Annotated in this window: 22 protein-coding genes and 2 tRNA genes; 14 read left to right on the top strand and 10 right to left on the bottom strand. The window is 41.7% G+C overall.

Translation table 11 applies throughout. From position 1 onward, the window contains the following. Positions 1-129: 129 nt before the first annotated feature. Positions 130-1140 (bottom strand): AraC family transcriptional regulator, encoded by a 1011-nt coding sequence (locus tag FTU34_RS09205; protein WP_180024917.1) that lies wholly within the window; start codon positions 1138-1140, stop codon positions 130-132. Positions 1141-1251: 111 nt separating this feature from the next. On the opposite strand from FTU34_RS09205, the gene FTU34_RS09200 reads away from it, so the two are divergent. Continuing rightward, the gene (locus tag FTU34_RS09200) at positions 1252-1872 is read left to right on the top strand and encodes a hypothetical protein (RefSeq protein WP_111884519.1); all 621 of its coding nucleotides are present in this window, start codon (positions 1252-1254) and stop codon (positions 1870-1872) included. 375 nt (positions 1873-2247) lie between these two features. Here FTU34_RS09200 and hisF read toward each other — a convergent pair whose 3' ends face one another. Beyond that, entirely contained in the window at positions 2248-3009 is a 762-nt protein-coding gene (gene hisF, locus FTU34_RS09195; RefSeq protein WP_306674445.1) for an imidazole glycerol phosphate synthase subunit HisF, read from the bottom strand. A 110-nt stretch (positions 3010-3119) separates the two neighbouring features. On the opposite strand from hisF, the gene FTU34_RS09190 reads away from it, so the two are divergent. Genes FTU34_RS09190 through FTU34_RS09180 form a run of 3 tightly spaced genes read left to right on the top strand, consistent with a single transcriptional unit; the run spans position 3120 to position 5158 of the window. Next, positions 3120-4070 carry a homoserine kinase gene (locus tag FTU34_RS09190; protein ID WP_180035461.1) on the top strand — a complete coding sequence of 317 codons (951 nt, stop codon included), beginning with the start codon at positions 3120-3122 and terminating at the stop codon, positions 4068-4070. Positions 4071-4097: 27 nt separating this feature from the next. Then, entirely contained in the window at positions 4098-4724 is a 627-nt protein-coding gene (locus FTU34_RS09185) for a DUF1294 domain-containing protein (protein WP_180035462.1), read from the top strand. Positions 4725-4765: 41 nt separating this feature from the next. Next, complete coding sequence (locus tag FTU34_RS09180) at positions 4766-5158, top strand: hypothetical protein (RefSeq protein ID WP_168378990.1); 393 nt, start codon at positions 4766-4768, stop codon at positions 5156-5158. Between the two features lie 90 nt (positions 5159-5248). Here FTU34_RS09180 and FTU34_RS09175 read toward each other — a convergent pair whose 3' ends face one another. From FTU34_RS09175 to hisB, 8 genes are all read right to left on the bottom strand, one after another. Beyond that, complete coding sequence (locus tag FTU34_RS09175; RefSeq protein WP_180035463.1) at positions 5249-6136, bottom strand: DMT family transporter; 888 nt, start codon at positions 6134-6136, stop codon at positions 5249-5251. Between the two features lie 82 nt (positions 6137-6218). Continuing rightward, entirely contained in the window at positions 6219-6950 is a 732-nt protein-coding gene (hisA, locus tag FTU34_RS09170; RefSeq protein WP_180035464.1) for a 1-(5-phosphoribosyl)-5-[(5-phosphoribosylamino)methylideneamino]imidazole-4-carboxamide isomerase, read from the bottom strand. 193 nt (positions 6951-7143) lie between these two features. After that, entirely contained in the window at positions 7144-7908 is a 765-nt protein-coding gene (locus FTU34_RS09165) for a hypothetical protein (protein WP_180035465.1), read from the bottom strand. A gap of 433 nt (positions 7909-8341) precedes the next feature. Continuing rightward, entirely contained in the window at positions 8342-9007 is a 666-nt protein-coding gene (locus FTU34_RS09160; protein WP_180035466.1) for a 3'-5' exonuclease, read from the bottom strand. A 155-nt stretch (positions 9008-9162) separates the two neighbouring features. Continuing rightward, positions 9163-9636 (bottom strand): DUF805 domain-containing protein, encoded by a 474-nt coding sequence (locus FTU34_RS09155; RefSeq protein WP_180035467.1) that lies wholly within the window; start codon positions 9634-9636, stop codon positions 9163-9165. Between the two features lie 230 nt (positions 9637-9866). Further along, complete coding sequence (locus tag FTU34_RS09150) at positions 9867-10376, bottom strand: DUF805 domain-containing protein (RefSeq protein ID WP_180035468.1); 510 nt, start codon at positions 10374-10376, stop codon at positions 9867-9869. Between the two features lie 130 nt (positions 10377-10506). After that, complete coding sequence (hisH, locus tag FTU34_RS09145) at positions 10507-11124, bottom strand: imidazole glycerol phosphate synthase subunit HisH (protein WP_180035469.1); 618 nt, start codon at positions 11122-11124, stop codon at positions 10507-10509. Continuing rightward, complete coding sequence (gene hisB, locus FTU34_RS09140) at positions 11124-11717, bottom strand: imidazoleglycerol-phosphate dehydratase HisB (protein ID WP_078190487.1); 594 nt, start codon at positions 11715-11717, stop codon at positions 11124-11126. Before hisB ends, hisH begins: the two co-directional genes overlap by 1 nt. Positions 11718-11814: 97 nt before the next feature. Between hisB and FTU34_RS09135 the strand changes: the two genes are divergently transcribed. From FTU34_RS09135 to FTU34_RS09090, 10 genes are all read left to right on the top strand, one after another. Further along, positions 11815-12204 carry a GNAT family N-acetyltransferase gene (locus FTU34_RS09135; protein WP_078193146.1) on the top strand — a complete coding sequence of 130 codons (390 nt, stop codon included), beginning with the start codon at positions 11815-11817 and terminating at the stop codon, positions 12202-12204. A gap of 194 nt (positions 12205-12398) precedes the next feature. Beyond that, positions 12399-12474 (top strand) — tRNA-Phe (locus tag FTU34_RS09130). A 137-nt stretch (positions 12475-12611) separates the two neighbouring features. Then, a tRNA-Phe gene (locus tag FTU34_RS09125) sits at positions 12612-12687 on the top strand. Between the two features lie 152 nt (positions 12688-12839). Continuing rightward, positions 12840-13280: a hypothetical protein gene (locus FTU34_RS09120; protein WP_180035470.1), complete on the top strand. Its 441-nt coding sequence runs from the start codon at positions 12840-12842 to the stop codon at positions 13278-13280. 30 nt (positions 13281-13310) lie between these two features. Beyond that, positions 13311-14036, top strand: a complete 726-nt coding sequence (locus tag FTU34_RS09115; RefSeq protein ID WP_180035471.1) for a hypothetical protein — start codon at positions 13311-13313, stop codon at positions 14034-14036. Between the two features lie 103 nt (positions 14037-14139). Next, complete coding sequence (locus FTU34_RS09110) at positions 14140-14874, top strand: class I SAM-dependent methyltransferase (RefSeq protein ID WP_180035472.1); 735 nt, start codon at positions 14140-14142, stop codon at positions 14872-14874. A gap of 191 nt (positions 14875-15065) precedes the next feature. Continuing rightward, positions 15066-15593 (top strand): hypothetical protein, encoded by a 528-nt coding sequence (locus FTU34_RS09105; RefSeq protein ID WP_257226260.1) that lies wholly within the window; start codon positions 15066-15068, stop codon positions 15591-15593. A 192-nt stretch (positions 15594-15785) separates the two neighbouring features. Continuing rightward, positions 15786-16535 carry a hypothetical protein gene (locus FTU34_RS09100; protein WP_180035473.1) on the top strand — a complete coding sequence of 250 codons (750 nt, stop codon included), beginning with the start codon at positions 15786-15788 and terminating at the stop codon, positions 16533-16535. A 79-nt stretch (positions 16536-16614) separates the two neighbouring features. Then, complete coding sequence (locus FTU34_RS09095; protein WP_078190480.1) at positions 16615-16893, top strand: hypothetical protein; 279 nt, start codon at positions 16615-16617, stop codon at positions 16891-16893. A 376-nt stretch (positions 16894-17269) separates the two neighbouring features. Further along, positions 17270-18631 (top strand): GGDEF domain-containing protein, encoded by a 1362-nt coding sequence (locus FTU34_RS09090; protein ID WP_180035474.1) that lies wholly within the window; start codon positions 17270-17272, stop codon positions 18629-18631. Positions 18632-18807 lie beyond the last annotated feature (176 nt).

Below are 18807 nucleotides of genomic sequence, written 5' to 3'. Positions count from 1 at the left end.
TTCAATCTTTCACTCAGCATGAGTGCAATCTAGTTGTGAAGTGTTGTTTTATTCATTTATTGAATATGCATAGATTTAATGGATTTTGCGGAAAATCACAACATTTAAAATGATAACTGTGTCACATTTTTAACTTGCTGCTTCAATTTGCGATAAGCGCCATTGCTGTGGGGTTAAGTTTCGCCATTGTTTAAACGCACGTTGAAACGCACTCTGTTCTGAATAACCCAGCAGTAACGCAATTTCTTGCAAACTTAAATGCGGGTCTCTTAAAAATTCTTCTGCCATCATGCAGCGGACTTCCTGCATACGTTGCTGATAGGTGCTGCCTTGTTGTTGTAAATGGCGTTGTAATTGTCGGACGGACAGATTCAGTTGCGTAGCGACATGTTCAATTTGGAACTGATTTTTTTGCAAACCCATTAAGATGGCTTGCTGTAAGCGTTGGTCGATTTGCGTGGTATTCGGCAGCTTTTCCAATAAAGACTGTGCCTGTTGCATCAACAGTTTTTGTAAGGTCTGATCGCCTTGGGAAAAGGGACGAGACAGTTCTTGAATGGGAACAATAACCTTCGACTTTTCTTGGGAAAATCGAACTTTACAGCGAAAATATTGTTCATACTGAGCGACATTTTTCGGTGCAGGATTATGAAAATGCACTTCGTGTAAATTGATATCTTCAAAACGCATGAATAATTTTAGAAACTGCAGCATTAACGCAATCGCAATTTCATCGGTCAATTGATTGGCCATATTCATGGGTAAATCATTCCAACCGATCGAAAAAAAATCATTTTGAATATCAATCAGCAATGGACTGCCATCGAAGATTAAGCGATGAAAATCATGGTAGCGGAGCAGTGCTTCGCCCAAGTTTTCACAGGACAGGGCAATATACGCAATAATGCCAATATGTTTGGGTTGCACATGTTCTGCAATTTCTAAACCCAGCGCAGGCTTTTGGATCTTTTGATCTAAATCCATCAATAAATCACGCCAAATGGCATAATCAAAACGCTCTAAGTTTTGAACTTTATTCAGTTTTTCAGGAATAGCAATGCCTTGAGCTTGATGATAAGCATAGAGCAAATGGCCGAGTCCTCCATAGACCGATCCTGTATAGTCCTTGAGTTGTTGCATATTTTTTTAATTCTAAATTTTGTCGTGTTTTGTCAATAATATTAAAAAAAACGGTCAATATCTAGCCCTTTTCATTACCTATAGTGGAGCTAAGAAAAGGAGATATTGGTCATGTTAAAAGGTTTTATTGCGGGGTTGGTCGTCGCCAATGCCTTTGAATGGTTCGCACATAAATATGTTTTGCATGGCACACATCGGTCAGGCAAGCCACGTTTTAGTCCAGTACCGAAAAGCATGAAATCACATTGGGAACATCATCGTGAAGTTCGAAAAACAGATTTTCATGATCATGGCTATGTTGAAGGTGTACAGAACTGGCGCACGAAAAATGAAATATTGTCACTGGTGGCAGTTTCAGCCGTATTTGTCCCGCTATTTTATCCCATTTCCAAAGGAATGAGTTTGTCTGTGCTGTATTGCGCAGGGAATTATTATTATATCCATCGTCGCGCACATCTTGAGCCAGAGTGGGCGATGAAAAAGATTCCATGGCACTATGACCACCATATGAACTCAAATCAGGATGCCAATTGGTGTGTGACTAAGCCGTGGTTTGATTATATTTTAGGAACTCGGGTGATCTCGTCGGCGAAATTACAGGAACAGAATCCACTGGGTGTGCTACTACCGACAGCGATTGCCAAGCCATTGTCACACTGGGTCAATCGGGTATTTCCTGCAAAGTGGGTGGCTGAGCGTGAAAAGCCAGCTGCACTTCTTGAAACGGTCTAATATGAATGCACTGTGCGTTTTGACAACAAGCTTTGCCATCCAATTGAGCTGTCGCAATTTGTCAATAAATTATGAATCTACTGTCAATCAAATGCAGTGCAAATGCCCTATATTTAAATCATCAAAAGGCTTGTACACGACGAGTTGATTGATGAAGTTGCTATGTATATTTTTTTCATTTGTTTTAAGTATCAGACCAAGTGCTGTAGTTTTTCTTGGTTTATAGGAGCCGACAAGGCTCCTTTTTTTATGTCTATAGTAAATCAATTGCATGGGCGATGCTCTGCTGTAACTCCATGTTGTTGCATCAAAAACACCAAAGCAAAAAAAAGAGCGAATCATCGCTCTTTTAAATCTTCATTGAAAATGAATCAATTAAAGGCGCATTTCAATGCCTTGTTCTGCTAGATATTTTTTCGCTTCAGGAATGGTGTGTTGACCAAAGTGGAAAATAGAGGCTGCAAGCACCGCATCTGCACCGCCTTTTAAAATGCCATCGGCCAAATGTTGGAGATTACCGACACCACCAGAAGCAATGGTTGGAATGGTCACACGGTCATTGATATTACGCATCAGTTCAAGGTCATAACCGGCTTTGGTTCCATCGGCATCCATGGAGGTGATGAGTAATTCACCTGCACCGAAGTCCGCCATTTTTACTGCCCACTCAATAGCATCAATACCTGTTTCTTTACGACCTCCGTGGGTGAAAATTTCCCATTTATTATCGCCGGTTTTTTTTGCATCAATAGCAACCACAATACACTGTGCGCCAAAACGCTGAGAGGCTTCTTGTACAAATTCAGGGTTATAAATAGCCGCAGAGTTAATCGAAACTTTGTCCGCACCGGCATTTAATAACAGGCGGATATCTTCTACTTTACGCACGCCACCACCGACTGTTAATGGCACAAATACAGACTCAGCCATACGCTCTACCGTACGGTAAGTGGTATCACGGCCATTTGAGGTTGCGGTAATGTCTAAGAAGGTAATTTCGTCCGCACCTTGTTCGTTATAACGGCGTGCAACTTCAACTGGATCGCCTGCATCACGAATATCAAGAAATTGAACACCTTTCACTACACGACCGTTGTCCACGTCGAGGCAAGGAATAATACGTTTAGCAAGCATAATTTTTTCCAAAAATAACAGCCGATTATGAAACTTCGCGACTTAGATGCTACACCTTAGTAGTCGGAGCGGTTATTCTATCAAAAATATGTAAGTTTTTTCGCAGGTTTTCTATGTCGGTTTATACCACTTTGACTTTAAAGGAAGTTCAGGATTTTGCAGCACCTTATGGACTGGAGGTGATTGACCTGATTCCGATTCAAGGCGGTATTCAAAATACCAACTATTTTATTGTTTGCGAAAATGGCACGCAGTATGTATTAACCGTTTTTGAAGAGATGGACGAGCAAGGTGCAGGGGAATTGGTGCCTGTACTCGAACACTTGGGGCAGGCTGGTCTAGCTGTGCCTGTACCATTGAATCATTCAGGTAAAGCGATTCATAGTTTAAAGGATAAACCTGCACAAATTGCGCCACGCATGCAAGGTCACCATCCCATGCCTGCGAGCTTAGCGCAAGCAGAAGCGATTGCTGTAGCCCAAGCGAAAATGCATGTGGCTTTACAAGATTTCCCTTTGGAACGTGCAGAATATCGTGATCATGCTTATTGGTTACAAGTTTCACGTGATATTCGTCCAACATTAAATGAAGCAGATACCACGTTACTTAACAATCTGTTGGGCTTATATGACATCTTAACGGCGATGTATCCAGACCGTCCTAGCGGTTTTATTCATTCTGATCTGTTCCGTGACAATACTCTATTTGAAGGCGATCAACTCAACGGCATTTTAGACTTTTATGAGTTAAATAAAGACGAACTCTTGTTTGATATTGCTATTACTTTAAATGACTTTTGTACTGAATATCCGGATGTACATTTGAATGAAGACAAAGCCATTGCCTTTTTAAATGCCTATGAAAGCGTGCGTCCATTAACCGCAGATGAAAAATCATGCCTAGAGTTATATTTGGCGATGGCGGCGGGTCGCTTCTGGATGATGCGTTTACAGGTGGCACAGAAAAATGCGGCAGAAGGTCGTACAGGTGATGATATTTTGCAGAAAAACCCTGCTGAAATGCGTAATATGCTGATTGAACGATTAAAATTCGTCACTGCATAAATTTTAAAAACAACGAGAGGGAAAAGCATGCGTGATCAAGGACGCTTAGTAGAATGGTTTGATGACAAGGGCTACGGCTTCATTCAACCGAACGATAGCACCAAAGATCGCGTATTTTTGCACATCAAAGACTTTTCCCGTCCCGGCCCACGACCAATCGTGGGCTGCGCGTTGGATTATGCTGTGATCTTAGACGAACGCGGACGCTTTCGTGCGCAGCAAGTGCATTATTTAAAAGCCTCACAAACCAAAGCTACACAACGCCCCAATAAAAAAAATGTGGTGCAGATGCCACGTCAGGCAGAGCCGATGCAAATCTTATGCATTGTGTATATCCTAGCCTTGGCGGGCTTATCTGTGGCGGGTTTACTCAGTGGCATGGTGCTGCTTTTTGTGAGTATTATTAATGTCCTGACCTATTGGTTCTATGCTCAAGATAAAGAAGCTGCGCAAATGGGCAACCGACGTGTGCCAGAAAATACACTGCATCTTTTGTCTTTTTTAGGTGGGTGGCCGGCGGCATGGCTAGCTCAGCAACGTTTGCGGCATAAAACACAAAAACAACCGTTTCGGAAAATATACTTCTGTACCATAGCCTTTAACATATTACTGATTTTATGGCTAATTTCACCATTTAATATCCTGCATATTTAGTAGGTGGAACGATCCACAAAATCATCATGACGGAGAGCGAAATGAATTATTCCATTGATAAAGATCCAAACCGCCTGCTCACGATTATTTTGTATATTCTTTATATTGTGGCGATTTTTTCTGCCGGCTTGCTTGCGGTCCTCGCGTTGATTATCAATTACGTCAAACGCAGTGATGTCCGCGGTACGATTTTTGAAAGCCATTTTACTTGGCAGATCCGTACGTTTTGGTGGTATCTCATTTGGAACATCATTGCTTTCGTGCCTTTTATTTTTCTGTTCTTTACCGGCAATAATGCCAATGCTTTTGCAGGTGTAGCACTGGGAGCGAGTACCTTCTGCGTCACGGTAATCGGACTGTCTTGGTTATGGATTGTGTACCGCGCGATTAAAGGTTTAATCCGTGTCAATGACAACCGACCGATGTATGAGTAATGCGAGTTCAGAACTTTTTGGAATAAAAATCTTAGCATCAAAAAAGCGACCGTATGAGTCGCTTTTTTGATCTAATAGAGGATGCAGAAATTAGCGTTTCTTTAACCATTTCGGCCGCCATTCACTCACAATCACACCAAGCACTACACACAGTCCGCCAATGAGAGCGAGCGGTGTTAAGCGTTCACCTGCAAGCCGCCCAATGATTGCGGCCCAAACCGGTTCACCTGCATAGATGATTGCCGCCTGTGCAGGATCAACCATACGCTGCGCCCAGTTCATCACCAGTTGAATCACGGCGCTGGCCAGCCCCAATCCGCACAGTACAGCGATTAATGGCCATTCAAATTTGGGCAATGTGGTTTCACCTACCATTGGAGCAAAGCAAAAACAGAACAGTGAGGCAAATGCCAATTGTAGAACCGTCACTCTGCGTAGATTGACGCGGGGTGCAAAATAACTGATCAAGATAATTTCAAAGGCAATGGCAATCGACCCGAGCAGCGTAATGATTTGTCCAAAGTTGAGCTGAATGGCGCCAAAACCATTACCAGTTAAAAAGACCAAACCAACAAAAGCCAAACACACACCCAGCCATGTAATCACATGCGGTTTATGCCGAAAACAGAGCCACATAAAAATCGGCACCAGCGGTACATACAGCGCTGTTAAAAAAGCTGATTCACTGCTGCTGATGCTTTGCAGGCCGATTGTTTGCGTCGCATAGCCGATCGCAATCACCGCGCCGATACTTGCGCCCGCAATGACATCATATTGAGAAAAGTGTCTAAGATATTTGAGTGATAAAAGACTCACAGCCAGTGTTGCTGCGGCAAAACGTAGACCGACAAACAGCACGGGACTGCTAAAATTTAAACCGTATTGCACGGTGATAAAACTGGCGCCCCAAATCATGGTAATCAGGATGAGTGCGAGCTGCGGAAACTTGGCTTTCCAAGCAGATTGGACGGTTGACATGTGTATTTGATTGTTCGAAGAGGGGAAATAAAAATGAGAAATAAAAAAAGAGGCCCGAAGACCTCTTTTCTGCTCGGGCAAATTACAAGCTTTGTTGATCAAGCAGTAATTGAGCTTCACGAAGGTTCAATGTCCCTTCATAAATTGCACGACCAGTAATCGCACCTAAAATGCCCGGTTGGCCTTTTAAGTTACGTACGTCGTCAAGGTTAGTCACGCCACCCGATGCAATAACAGGTAAGCCTGAATATGTTGCAAGGTTTACGGTTTGTTCAACGTTCACACCTTGCATCATGCCATCACGTGCGATGTCGGTGTAGACGATGCTCGATACGCCAGCATCTGCAAAGCGTTTTGCCAAATCAGTAGCTTTCACATCAGTGACATTTGCCCAACCATCTGTTGCTACCATACCGTTCATGGCATCGATACCGACAATGATATGGCCTGCAAATTTTTTGCACGCTTCTTCAACAAATTCAGGCTCTTTTAGCGCTTTTGTACCAATGATGACAAACGATACGCCTGCATCAAGGTAGTGTTCAATAGTTTCAAGAGAGCGGATACCACCACCAATTTGAATTGGTAATTCAGGCTGTGCTTTAGCAATCGCTTCAACCACAGGCTTATGAATCGGTGTACCAGCGAAAGCACCGTTTAAATCTACCAAATGTAAGCGACGCGCGCCTTCATTTACCCAATGCTGTGCAGTTGCCACTGGATCGTCAGAAAATACGGTATCGTCTTCCATACGACCTTGTTTTAAACGGACACATTTGCCATCTTTCAGGTCAATTGCAGGGATGATCAGCATGCTTTCGCTCCTTGCTCAATCAAATTAAGAATGAATTTGTACCTAATCTTATCAAATAAACGGCTATTCACTAAATGCTAATATCAGAATTGATGAATTAAAAAAGCCTGACATAGGTCAGGCTAGTGCAAATAAAGGATTGGATTTTATTGTTGGTCTATAAAAATGCGCTGTGTATTAGCGTTTTTAGTCATTAAACATAAGCGGTTGTTTGTAATAAATCGCTGTTTACGGATTGAAGTAAGCTACCGACATCGTATAAGCCTTGATTGAGGGCTGTGGTACTTTCACCGACCACTTGAACAAGATCACCCACCACAGGGAGTTCAGTGGCAATCGATGTAATCGGTACAATATCATCCAGTAAGGCATCTAAAGTGCCTGAAACATCTTGCACGACACTACCCATACTTGCTAAAGGATCATTCAGGACGGATGTTAATAATTCGGTAGGATCAATACTGGCTACATAGTCGCCCGTTTCAGCCAACAAGCCTGTTAAATTCCCCGTAGTTTCGCCTACTGCATCCAATAGACCGCCCAGCAATGGCAGGTCAGAAAGTACATCTGTGATTGGTGCAGCCACGCCACTGAGATGATCAACCAAACCTGCAACTTCCGTCACGGTTTGGCCGACCACACCAGTTACGCCATTGAGAGCGGTTTGTACACCGCCGAGAAGATCACCTGTCGCTAGTTGATCGGCTACCGCATGTAAGCCTTCGCCTAAGGTGCCGACCAACTGATTTTCAACCGTGAGTACTTTTTCGATGGTCCCACCAATGAGCGGAAGCTCAGTCAGTGCATCCGTTAAGGGCGCTGTTAAGCTACTTACGGTCTCTAATACGCTGTCTACAGTATCTAAAACAGTATTTAAAACCAGTCCAACCGCTTTACTGATCCCTTGTAAAGTCAGGCTGAGTACACCGCTGATTTTTCCTGTAAATAAGTTCAACATGTCAGGTTCTCCAAGCTTTTAAATTATGATGTGTTATGTATTTGGCAGACTTGTTTTAGCAAAAGGAGATTGATGAAAACAAATTATGAAAGTATAGAAAGAAGGAGATAAATCATGTAATTCTGCTAGAAAACCCAGAGAGATCAAAACCTTAGCTGAATAAAAATATAAATGTATATTAATGTAATTAAAATGATTTAAATCAAAGATATAAATGTACTTAAAAGGTGCGATTTTATTGTTTTTAGACTGTGCTGTGACTATTTTTAAGGCAATAACGTACTGTTTAAATCTCTAGTGCAAATAAACTGCAAATTCATTGGCACTCTTCAGCCGATCTTTGCACTTAGTCATGCCATAGGTTGGGGCAATATCCAGTTACAGAGCGGTTACATCGCTGAATATAAATTAAATCCTTAAAATAATTAAGGATTTATAAATTCATGTGCGGACGAATTCTTAGTTTGAGAGAAGTATTGGGAATGGTTTTGGGTAATAAGCCACGTTGTAATAATTCTTCAAAGACCAAAACAGGGGCATAGGCATCGGCAGCGGCATAACGAATTTGCTCCGGACTTAAGCGCTTTTTGGCCCAATTCGAGGTGCTGACCGATTTAGATTTTGGAAAATTCACACGAAAAAGCAGTGCCATGGCATTTTTTAAACCTAAAGGTTGGCTTAAGCCAAAAGAAGCAAAGCACTTGGAGAGTTCCAATACACTATTCAGTTCGATGCCTTTTTTACGAAATAAATGCGCATCATTTTTTAAGCCAAAACCCACTTTAATTTGATCACGATTACTCAAGATCGGCTTTAAAAAATCCCAAGTGCATTCGTTCATTTGAAACAACCACGCCTGTTGCGCCGTAGCGAGTTGGATTAAATGTGGACCGGTAGAGACCTCACCTTTACGAAAAGTCGGCTTAGATTCAGAGTCGAAACCGAATAAGGCAGTCGTCTGCAATTCATCGGCCCAGTGTTGGCATTGTTCTGCATTGTGAATGACATGGATCTGCTCTGGCACTAAATTTTGGAACAATGGAAAATCTTTAATCTGTTCTTTTGTTGGCAAAATAGGTGTCAGTAGAGCATCAGTCATTGTGATTCAATTCAAAGGCTTGTTGTTGCAGCCTAGAGCGTTTAGTAGGGAAATGCAAATACCGAGATGTGGCGTTGAGCATGAGCCATTGACTCACCTGCCTGTCATAGCGCGTTGCTATGACAGTGACCAATAGGCTTAAAGTCAGTGACGACTTAAAATAGAAAACGCGCAGTAAATAATACATTTACCAAGATCAGTAAGAATAAACCGATAAAGAGAAAGGCGAGGACCACTTCCCATGTTTTGGATGTACGTGGCTCGCCATATTGATTGGCATTTGCAGACCCCGGGATGAGCATCAGCGCAATGCACATGACGATATTGAGCAACGGAATCAACTCTAAGAGTGCAAACCAGCCTGAGAGATTAAAGTCATGCAAACGACGCACTGAAAAAATCATCAAAGGGATCAGCATTAAAATATTTAGGATCAATCCAATCACTTGCGTCATTGGATTTTCAGCATGAGCTATTAGGGCATTGAGGGTATTGGGCATCATGCTGACGATCAGTAGCATCAATATGCTCAGCATGAGGCCATAGAAGACATTCCAACCGATAAAAGACATGCGATTAAAACGACCGTCACGGTTCCAACCAGAGTTTATATTGGGTGAATTATTCATATTAAATGATCTTAAATTATCGTAAAAAGTATAGTTATCATTCATTTTTAGCCGCAAAAAAATTGAGCTAAAAACGACATAAAAATGTGAAAAAGTACAGGATTTGATCCTGAACATAAAAAGCGCGTTGATTATAAAGGTAAAGTACAAAAAAAGCCCACATGTGTGAGTTTGTTTGAGTAGATGTATTGCTGTTTAGAGCGATCTAGGCGGCATTTAATGATTTATCATTATTGTTGTTGAATCGTGGTTTGCTGAGAGCGGATCACATAGTTTTGGTAAGACGGAATCATGATCGCAGCAAGTATCCCGACTATAAACACCACGATATACAAAACAGCCAGCACTGTTTCCCAGCCTTTGGTCGGGCGTGGTTGTCCAAAGCTATTACTACCGTTATTACCCGGTGCAAATAACACATAGAACGCAAACAATATATTCACTACAGGAACTAAGATCAGCAGTGCAAGCCATTCAGAATGGTCTCGGTCATGTAAACGACGGATTAAGAAAATGACGCTGTAATAAATGACGATGGCATACATGATAAAGAAAATAATCATGAGTGGCGTCGACATTGCACCCTCAGTCAACGCATTTTGCGCACCGGGTATGAGCAGGCCGACTACAACAGCAATTAGCGTAAAAATAATGCCGAGAAGTAGATTCCATGCAAGATATGCGCGCCGGCTAAAGCGGCCACTGGCTTGGGTCGGTGAGTCAGATGTGAATGTATTCATTATTATTCCTAGGCTTTGGTATTTTTATAAGTAGGCAAATTCTAAAATGAATATGTAGAAAATAAAAGGATGAAAAATAAACAGTACAAAAAAGCCCGCAAGGAGCGGGCTTTTTTGCGGCGAAGGAATTTTAAATATCCCATTCCACAAAGTTTTTCAGCAATTGCAGACCGGCTGTATGACTTTTTTCTGGGTGAAATTGTGTCGCAAACAAGTTTCCCTTGTGAATTGCGGTACAAAATTCCAAACCATAGTCACAGGTAGCAGCGACAATGCTTGAGTCTTGCGGCTCTACATAGAAGCTATGTACGAAATAGAAACGTGCATCTTGCTCAATGTTTTTCCACATCGGGTGGCTTGGGTCTGCCTGATGCACTTGGTTCCAGCCCATGTGCGGCACTTTTAATCCCTCTACATCAGGGAAGCGTTTAACCGAACCTTCAAAAATACCCAATGCATCTGCACCGCCATTTTCTTCGGAATGCTGCATTAGGGCTTGCATGCCGACACAGATCGCAAGCACAGGTTTATTAAATGCCGCTTTACGGACGACTTCATCAATCCCTGCATCATGCATGCCTTGCATACAGTCACGCATTGCTCCCACACCGGGGAACACAATTTTATCTGCTTGTGCAATCAGCTTAGGATCATTGGTGACATCAACAGTTGCGCCCACGTGTTCGAGGGCTTTTGCTGCTGAGTGAAGATTTCCCATGCCATAGTCAAGAAGGGCAATACGGGTCATTACAATGTTCCTTTGGTAGACGCAACAGTATTTTCGGCACGCGGGTCAACTTCACACGCCATACGTAATGCACGGGCAAAGGCTTTAAATACGCTTTCAATTTGGTGGTGGCTGTTTTTACCTTTTAGGTTGTCGATGTGCAGCGTCATTAACGCATGGTTCACAAAACCTTGGAAAAATTCAGAGAAAAGATCCACATCAAAAGTCCCGATGCGCGCGCGAGTGAATGGAATATCCATCCACAGACCCGGACGGCCAGATAAATCCACCACAACACGACTCAGTGATTCATCCAGCGGCGCATAGAAGTGACCGTAGCGACGTAAACCTTTTTTATTGCCCAGTGCTTGAGCAAAGGCTTGGCCAAGTGTAATCCCACAGTCTTCTACGGTATGATGATCGTCAATTTCAAGATCGCCATCACAATGAATATCAATATCAAACAGACCATGTCGCTTGATTTGATCAATCATATGATCTAAAAATGGAACACCAGTGTTTAAAGTGCCTTGACCAGTACCATCAAGATTCACACGAACTCGAATTTTGGTTTCGTTGGTGTTTCTTACCACTTCACTGATACGATCTGTCATAGACACGTTCCTCAAATACGTCAAAATGATTGATGTAAAAATATTTTCGCTGTGACGAAAAGTCACCGCATATTAGATTGCTCAGGAGGGTTTATCAATGCCTATTACCGTACATGCCTATACTTCTTTGGAAAATGATGAAGTGCGCAGCCAGCTTGAGCGACTGTATGACACCAGCCCTGAGTTTAGCGACGGTTCCGATGCGATTGAACAACTTGAGCAGAACTTAGCTCAGTATACCTTAGTTTATACTGCAGAATTTAATACAAAATTGATTGGCGCGATTTGGTGTACAGGCCAAGGTGAAAGCAAAACCCTTGAATATATTGTGGTACACCCAGCAAATCGTGGGCGTGGTGTTGCAGAACGTCTAGTGAGTGAAGCGACACGTATGGAGGAAGAAAAAGGTGTAAAAACTTTCGAGCCAGGTTGTGGCGCGATCCACCGCTGTTTGGCACACATTGGTAAAATTGACGTAGTTGAGTAAAGTTCAATTTTTAAAAGACAGTCTCCGTGCTGTCTTTTTTTCGTCTGAATAATTAAATTGACTCAGACTTAAATGTAAATAAGACAAAAAGTAAGCGATTAGTGTGAAATATTGATTTAAAAATAAACATTTGAGAAAAAAGCCCATGCTTATGCTTGACGGCATTCAGCTTAAATTGTTTAATACGCCCCATCGGCGTGATAGCTCAGTAGGTAGAGCAACGGATTGAAAATCCGTGTGTCCCCAGTTCGATCCTGGGTCTCGCCACCATATTCAAAACTGATTTTTCAGTTTATCAATCCCTGATCCCATCAGGGATTTTTTTTGCCTAAAAAATATGCATACAAAAAATATTTTTATAAATATGATTGACTAATTAACTAAGATACGGCTTAATACACCGCATCGGCGTGATAGCTCAGTAGGTAGAGCAACGGATTGAAAATCCGTGTGTCCCCAGTTCGATCCTGGGTCTCGCCACCATATTCGAAAAAACCTCAAACCATTGTTTGAGGTTTTTTTTTGCCTGTTGTTTTTTAGTTGTTGATATTTTGCACGGTTTAACTGCTACAATCGATGCCAGATGATGAGCCCAATGGCTATAAGAAAATTATTAAAAAATAAGGGTTAAGGTTATGAAAAAAATATTATTTCCTATTTTGATCGGCATGAGTGCCTTGCTGAGCGCATGTGGTGGCGGGGGCGGCAGTAATGTCGATTCTTCCTATTCTAAAACCATTATCCAAAATGGTGTGACCTATGAATGTAAAAGTGAAAATGCAGCAGCGCTTTGTGATAATGGCAATTGCTCTTCCTGTGAATCATCGCTCGATAAAATAATTACAGCATCGTGCAGCACCAGTATTTCCGCAGGGCAAACAATTTATGCCGTGACCAAAACGGGCTGTGTATCCAATATGAAATCGGGCAGCAGAATAACTGCAGCATGTGATAATGGTCTGCTTAAATTAAAAGTTGGATCTAACTTTAGCTTAAATCAGGTGATTAATACGGGTACGACGATGAACTCTGGTGAGTATATTGTCGGCACAGAAGTGCTTCGCTGTGGCTTTTAATTAAATGAACATAGGTTCGTGGAGTGACAGTTGAAGCGACTTCAATATGCGGCGCTTGGACTGCTCTGTTTTGCACTGGGCTATATTGCGGCATCGTGGAATGACCAACCAAGCTTGACGTCACCGCCACTTGAGCACTCGCTTGTCTCTTTGGCGACGAATAATCCTGTGGCACTCTTGGCTTTAGATCGAGATGCCTCGGATCAGCCTCATTCTAAAGATATACAGCAACAACTCAAAGGCCAACATCTTCAGCTAAAGAGGATTATTCAGCAGACTTCAGATCAACAATTGGGGCAATATTTACAGCAGGCATTTCCCAATTACAGTTTTGCAGGGATTCAAAATAAGCAGCAGTTTGCGCAGCAGATATTAGACGAATTTCTACAAGCCAAAAATGATCCGCAGCAGCGATTGGCAGGGCAAGCCTATGTGACTGATCAATCACAGACAGATGTAGATCAAGTTTTACCTCGTGAAATCTATGTCACACAGCCGTTGTATGCACATTTTGATACCATGGGTAAAGTTCCAAACAATACGCAAGTTATGGTGCGTTGGACGCATCGTGATAGCGGTGAAGTGCTGCTCTTTACGCCACGCAAAGTTAGTGAGCAACAGCAACAAAACTGGGTGAGTTTCTATCCTATGACTGGATGGAAAACTGGTCATTATGATGTGAAATATTATCAAATGAATGATCAATTAAGCCCGATTGCACAGACCAGTTTTTATATACAGCACGTGATTGAGTAAATATTTGAAGCTCAAATTTTATCGCTGAAGCTAGGACTTAAGTGCTAGTTTCCGACTCTAAAAATTCGATTAAACTGATAAAAAAATAAATAATGAATTTACAATGAAAGACCTTTTCTCTACAGGGAGTGCGCTGTATCAACAATCACGTCCAAGTTATTCTGCTGAAGTCGTCGATAGCATCTTGCAGCATGTTGCCGTACGTGAACTGGCATGGGACTGTGGTGCAGGTTCAGGTCAATTTACCAAAGGTTTGGCGTCCTATTTTCAACAGGTTTTAGCGACAGATCTGAGTGCCGAACAATTGGCACAAGCACCCAATTTAGACAATGTGCGTTATGAGCAAGCCAGCGCAGAACATTGTCCGCTTGCAGACCATTCAGTGGATTTAATCACAGTTGCGCAAGCGATTCATTGGTTCGATTTTGCTGCCTTTTATGCAGAAGTACGACGAGTATTGAAACCCCATGGTCACATCGCCATTGTGGGCTATGGTCTGATTCGATTTGAACATGCGGAATTGAACCAGCTTTTACAGGATCTGTATTTTGTCATGTTAAAGGGCTATTGGGATGCTGAACGTCGTTACATTGATGAAGAATATCGCAGTATTCCGTTTCCATTTCAGGAGTTAGCGACACCTCAGCTATTTTTAAATTACAGGTGGAGTGCACAGCAAATTTTGGACTATTTGCAAACGTGGTCTGGGCTAAAACACTACCAACAGCAACATCCGACACTTGAACCGTGTGCAGCTTTGCACGATTTCTTTAGCCGTCATCCGCAGCAAGAGTTTGCTTTGTCATTTCCTGTGCTGTTAAGAATCGGGACCGTATAAAAAAGAAAAAGTAGCCGCAATATAGATAGATAAAGGATGAAATCTTAAGTCTAGAATGAGCAACGTGAGGTTTGAATCGGCTGTACTTTCGTGCCGTTTGTCGGGGTTAAATCTAGTGAATTGATTAATTGTTGTACAATAATAGCAGTGTAAATTTTTCAATTTCTATTTTTAAATCTCTCGGAATGAACATGATGAATCTCCCTAAATCTGTTTCCATTTTGGTTTTTGTTAGTGCAGCAATGACGGCTATGAGTACTTTGGCTGCGGAAAAAGCCACTACAAAAGCTGAGGATACCGAACAACAAGCTATTCAGATGCCTGCTTTAACCATTATGGCAGAGCGTGAAATGCGTGCAGAGACGGGCATTGTTGAGTATCAAGAGCAGGTGGATCGCCGTAAAGCCTTACAGCAACGGGTGATACAACTTGAGCGCGATACGCAAAACAAAGGTGTCGATGCAACAATCGTGTCAAATGTAGATGTCTTGCCTGCGACAGCAGTGCCTGATATGTCCAATTTATCACCTTTGATGCAGCAGCATGTTTTAGATATTGCCGCAGGTTTGCAGTCTTCTGACCCACGCAATGGTTTATATATTATGTTGCAACCCTTTGGGATCGACCGAAACGCGACCAATGTGCAAATCAGTCGTGATCAGATCAATCTCGGCAATATTGACCGTCAGTTAAATACCAATCCGATCAAGACCCCATAATCGAATACATCTCTACAGCAAATTGAAGGCGAAAATTCATGTTTTATCCATGAATTTTCGTTTTGATGACATGCGCAATTTAAGTGTATTGACATTGATGTTTTCAAATAGCCTTCTTAAAAAGCATGGCTATTTTATCGTCAACCTTCAAACTTTTGGTTAAACTGAATAAAAGGGCATTCGGAGCTCATTATGCCGCGTATCTTTGTTGTCTTGGCCAGTGCTACGGTATTGGTCTTTGGATGGATGTTTTATCAATATTCAGTACAGCAAAAAGAAGCTGTGCAACTCTCGACCTATGAAACGGTTTTGCGCGAAAAAACCGAGCAAATTTTTCAGCAAGCTCAGCACTGGGAAGAGCCGATACAACTCAATGTGACAGATGCACGGCTAACGGGTGATTATAAAATCATGTCGGATTTTATTTTGAGCCAAATGCTGCAGCGTGCAGAAGCGCGGAATCAATATATTCGTGATCTTAAAGCACTGAATTGGGATAAATTTCTCGACATCGATCGCTTGTTGCAAGATAAAAAAAACCAATATCAAGAGACTGAGCAAATGCTGCAACAGGTGCATGCTGTGGTCGATGCTTATGAGCAAAAAACCACTCAGCAAGAGGAAAATGGTTTAGCTCAGGCCAAACAGTTGGCGGTCAAACAGGTGTTTCGTCAGCAAATTGCCCAGAGTTTAAGAGACAGTCGTGATACTGATGAGTCGCATGCTTTATTTGAGTTAGAAAAGCAAAGCTTGGCGAAGGCTGATGAGCTCTTTGCTGTGCTGAAAGCCAATAAATGGGAAAAGAAAAATAAATTATTTATGTTCTATGAAGATGCGCCTTTAAAGCAGTTTAATCAGCTTTATACAGAGATGTTAGCGCTCAATGCGCAAATGGATGAAATCCGCCAAAAGAACCGTTCAGAGTTGAAACAAAAGCTTTAACTGACTGTCATCACTCTTTCAAATTTGCGCGATAAAGTGGCTTATAGCAGGGTTTTACATCATATAGAGGTCCATGCTCATGCGAGCTATTCAGATTTTTGATGATATTCAGCAGGTCTATATCGACTTTATCGCAAACCGCCAATATCCACGTTTGGAAAGTCTAAACAATTGGGGCAAGAACCGGTTTTTCTTCAGTCAGTATTTTCGCATGATTGAAGATTGGCATCTGACTGAACAAATTGTGATTGAATTTAATCAACAATTTTATAGTTTGGATACAGGGACGGCCCCTGACTTTATGGATCAAGATAAATACATGGCTTGGTTGATGGAACAATTACAAATATTAAAATAAGTCCTTTTCATTCAAATTATTCAGCACAGCTTCAAGACATGTTATACAAGTGAAAGCCATCCTTTAGCGGATGGCTTTTTTGTTGCTATCGAGCATCAATTTGGGAGCTGAGTTCCGAACTAGCATGAATAACGCAAAAAACATTGGCTTTAAAATAGCCTTCGATTGTTTAAATTGCAAATTTAATACAACTATTAATCAATAGTGTGACTTAAATCACTTAAAATACGCCGAAAATTTAAACATAAATTTTTAGCCAGCAGCCCATATCGCATAAGAAGCTGAGCTGTATTGAACTTGCAAGCATTCTAACCTTAGACCGATTGGCTTTGAATGAAAGGTTTATCGCCATTTTTAGAGACGATTTTTTTAGCGTATGAAAAAATTAATACTGCTATGGCTTGCCATATGTGCGGTTTCATTGGTGTCGATAGGCTATACCTATGAATTATTTATTAGCCCTGTTTGGGTGGTAAATGTATTCGCGGCCTATGGCATGATTTTAGTGCGGAAGCATTTAAGCCACGACTTACTGATCGTGCTCTATGCTTTTAGTGCGATCTTTGTGGCTTCGCTGATGGTCGATCCCGCCAAAACTTTAGAAGATAAATTTCTCCTGTGTGCGATTTCGGCATTTCAAATTTGGGTATTTATTAAAGCCTATTTGGCACTGAGCCATTTAAAAAAGCGCCGCTTTAAACGAACCCTGATGCTAACTGTTCCGAGTATCGTGGGTGCTTTTGCAGGCAGTCTATTATTCGTGGCATGCTTTCAGATGGACAACCAATACTTTGCCTTTGTTGATTATTTTCTAGAGCAATTTGCAACAAGTTTGGCTGTGGTGTGTTTATTATTTGGTGTTCAGCGCTGGATGAATGTACCGTGGATAGATTATGGCTATCTGATCGTGGCATTGGCCGTGCAATATGTGATCTCAAATGATCAGATCTTCTATGCCTGCATGGTCTTGCCTTTATTGATGTGTTATTACGCGATCAAATACGACCTCAAAACTTTTTGCTGGCTGATTGGTTTAATGACGCTGATCTGTGGTTGGTATGGTGCCATGCCATTGGCTGGGGAATATTGGTCAGATGCACAGGTACATATGCTCTCGCGGATCAGTTCTTATCGTTTGGCATTGGGTATTTATCTGATCATTTTTCTGTTTATTTGTGAGCTATATGCACGAAATAAACGCCTGTATTTGGCTTTGCAACGTGTAAGTTTTTGCGATGAGTTGACGGGGCTGAAAAATCGCCATGCTTTTAAAGAACAAATATTTATAGAGGGTGCGGTTGATAAAGGCTGTGTCATTTTGCTCGATGTCGATAATTTTAAAAAAATTAATGACCAATATGGACACCAAATGGGGGACAGTGTTTTGGTGCATTTGGCAAAAATCTTAAAAAATTGTAGTCCTCGCGCGAGTTTTATCAGTCGCTGGGGCGGTGAAGAATTTTTAATTTTGCTCGAAGGTGCCGATTTGGAGCAGGGTAAAATGTTGTGTGAAACAATTTTGGAACGCTGCGAACATGTACCGTTTCGAAAAGATCAATTAAGGCTAGATGTCAGCTTTAGTATGGGCTTGGCCGAGTTTCAACAGTTGAGTTTGTCTAATTACTCCACGACTCTACAGCATGTCGATGCCTGCCTATATCAGGCGAAATCACAGGGGAAAAATCAGTTTGTTTATCAAAAGATTATTCCGTTAGCAGAAAGCAGTATTGCAGTCTAAATGGGCAAAAAAAAAAGATGCCGTGAAGGCATCTTTTTTAGCATTTAATCCTCTGTACACGACAAATTTCACAGAACCCTTATCCTATCAGGATTCTGCTTTCTTAAAATTGCCAAAATTTCCTTAAACTCTTCTTTTTTCCCAAAACCAATTAAACGCTGAATCGCCATTTGAAC

Source organism: Acinetobacter sp. YH12094, assembly GCF_013419295.1.
Lineage (GTDB): Bacteria > Pseudomonadota > Gammaproteobacteria > Pseudomonadales > Moraxellaceae > Acinetobacter > Acinetobacter amyesii.
The sequence above is the reverse complement of the archived record's forward strand: the minus strand, read 5'-3'. Positions and strand labels throughout refer to the sequence as shown.

Coding starts and splice junctions, on each gene's coding strand:
- hisB (WP_078190487.1), bottom strand. CDS start 11,717: ATGACAGATCGTATCAGTGAAGTGGTAAGAAACACCAACGAAACCAAA.
- FTU34_RS09110 (WP_180035472.1), top strand. CDS start 14,140: ATGAAAGACCTTTTCTCTACAGGGAGTGCGCTGTATCAACAATCACGT.
- FTU34_RS09120 (WP_180035470.1), top strand. CDS start 12,840: ATGAAAAAAATATTATTTCCTATTTTGATCGGCATGAGTGCCTTGCTG.
- FTU34_RS09200 (WP_111884519.1), top strand. CDS start 1,252: ATGTTAAAAGGTTTTATTGCGGGGTTGGTCGTCGCCAATGCCTTTGAA.
- FTU34_RS09090 (WP_180035474.1), top strand. CDS start 17,270: ATGAAAAAATTAATACTGCTATGGCTTGCCATATGTGCGGTTTCATTG.
- FTU34_RS09095 (WP_078190480.1), top strand. CDS start 16,615: ATGCGAGCTATTCAGATTTTTGATGATATTCAGCAGGTCTATATCGAC.
- FTU34_RS09100 (WP_180035473.1), top strand. CDS start 15,786: ATGCCGCGTATCTTTGTTGTCTTGGCCAGTGCTACGGTATTGGTCTTT.
- FTU34_RS09190 (WP_180035461.1), top strand. CDS start 3,120: ATGTCGGTTTATACCACTTTGACTTTAAAGGAAGTTCAGGATTTTGCA.
- hisA (WP_180035464.1), bottom strand. CDS start 6,950: ATGCTGATCATCCCTGCAATTGACCTGAAAGATGGCAAATGTGTCCGT.
- FTU34_RS09160 (WP_180035466.1), bottom strand. CDS start 9,007: ATGACTGATGCTCTACTGACACCTATTTTGCCAACAAAAGAACAGATT.
- FTU34_RS09105 (WP_257226260.1), top strand. CDS start 15,066: ATGATGAATCTCCCTAAATCTGTTTCCATTTTGGTTTTTGTTAGTGCA.
- hisH (WP_180035469.1), bottom strand. CDS start 11,124: ATGACCCGTATTGCCCTTCTTGACTATGGCATGGGAAATCTTCACTCA.
- FTU34_RS09185 (WP_180035462.1), top strand. CDS start 4,098: ATGCGTGATCAAGGACGCTTAGTAGAATGGTTTGATGACAAGGGCTAC.
- FTU34_RS09135 (WP_078193146.1), top strand. CDS start 11,815: ATGCCTATTACCGTACATGCCTATACTTCTTTGGAAAATGATGAAGTG.
- FTU34_RS09205 (WP_180024917.1), bottom strand. CDS start 1,140: ATGCAACAACTCAAGGACTATACAGGATCGGTCTATGGAGGACTCGGC.
- FTU34_RS09180 (WP_168378990.1), top strand. CDS start 4,766: ATGAATTATTCCATTGATAAAGATCCAAACCGCCTGCTCACGATTATT.
- FTU34_RS09155 (WP_180035467.1), bottom strand. CDS start 9,636: ATGAATAATTCACCCAATATAAACTCTGGTTGGAACCGTGACGGTCGT.
- FTU34_RS09175 (WP_180035463.1), bottom strand. CDS start 6,136: ATGTCAACCGTCCAATCTGCTTGGAAAGCCAAGTTTCCGCAGCTCGCA.
- FTU34_RS09165 (WP_180035465.1), bottom strand. CDS start 7,908: ATGTTGAACTTATTTACAGGAAAAATCAGCGGTGTACTCAGCCTGACT.
- FTU34_RS09150 (WP_180035468.1), bottom strand. CDS start 10,376: ATGAATACATTCACATCTGACTCACCGACCCAAGCCAGTGGCCGCTTT.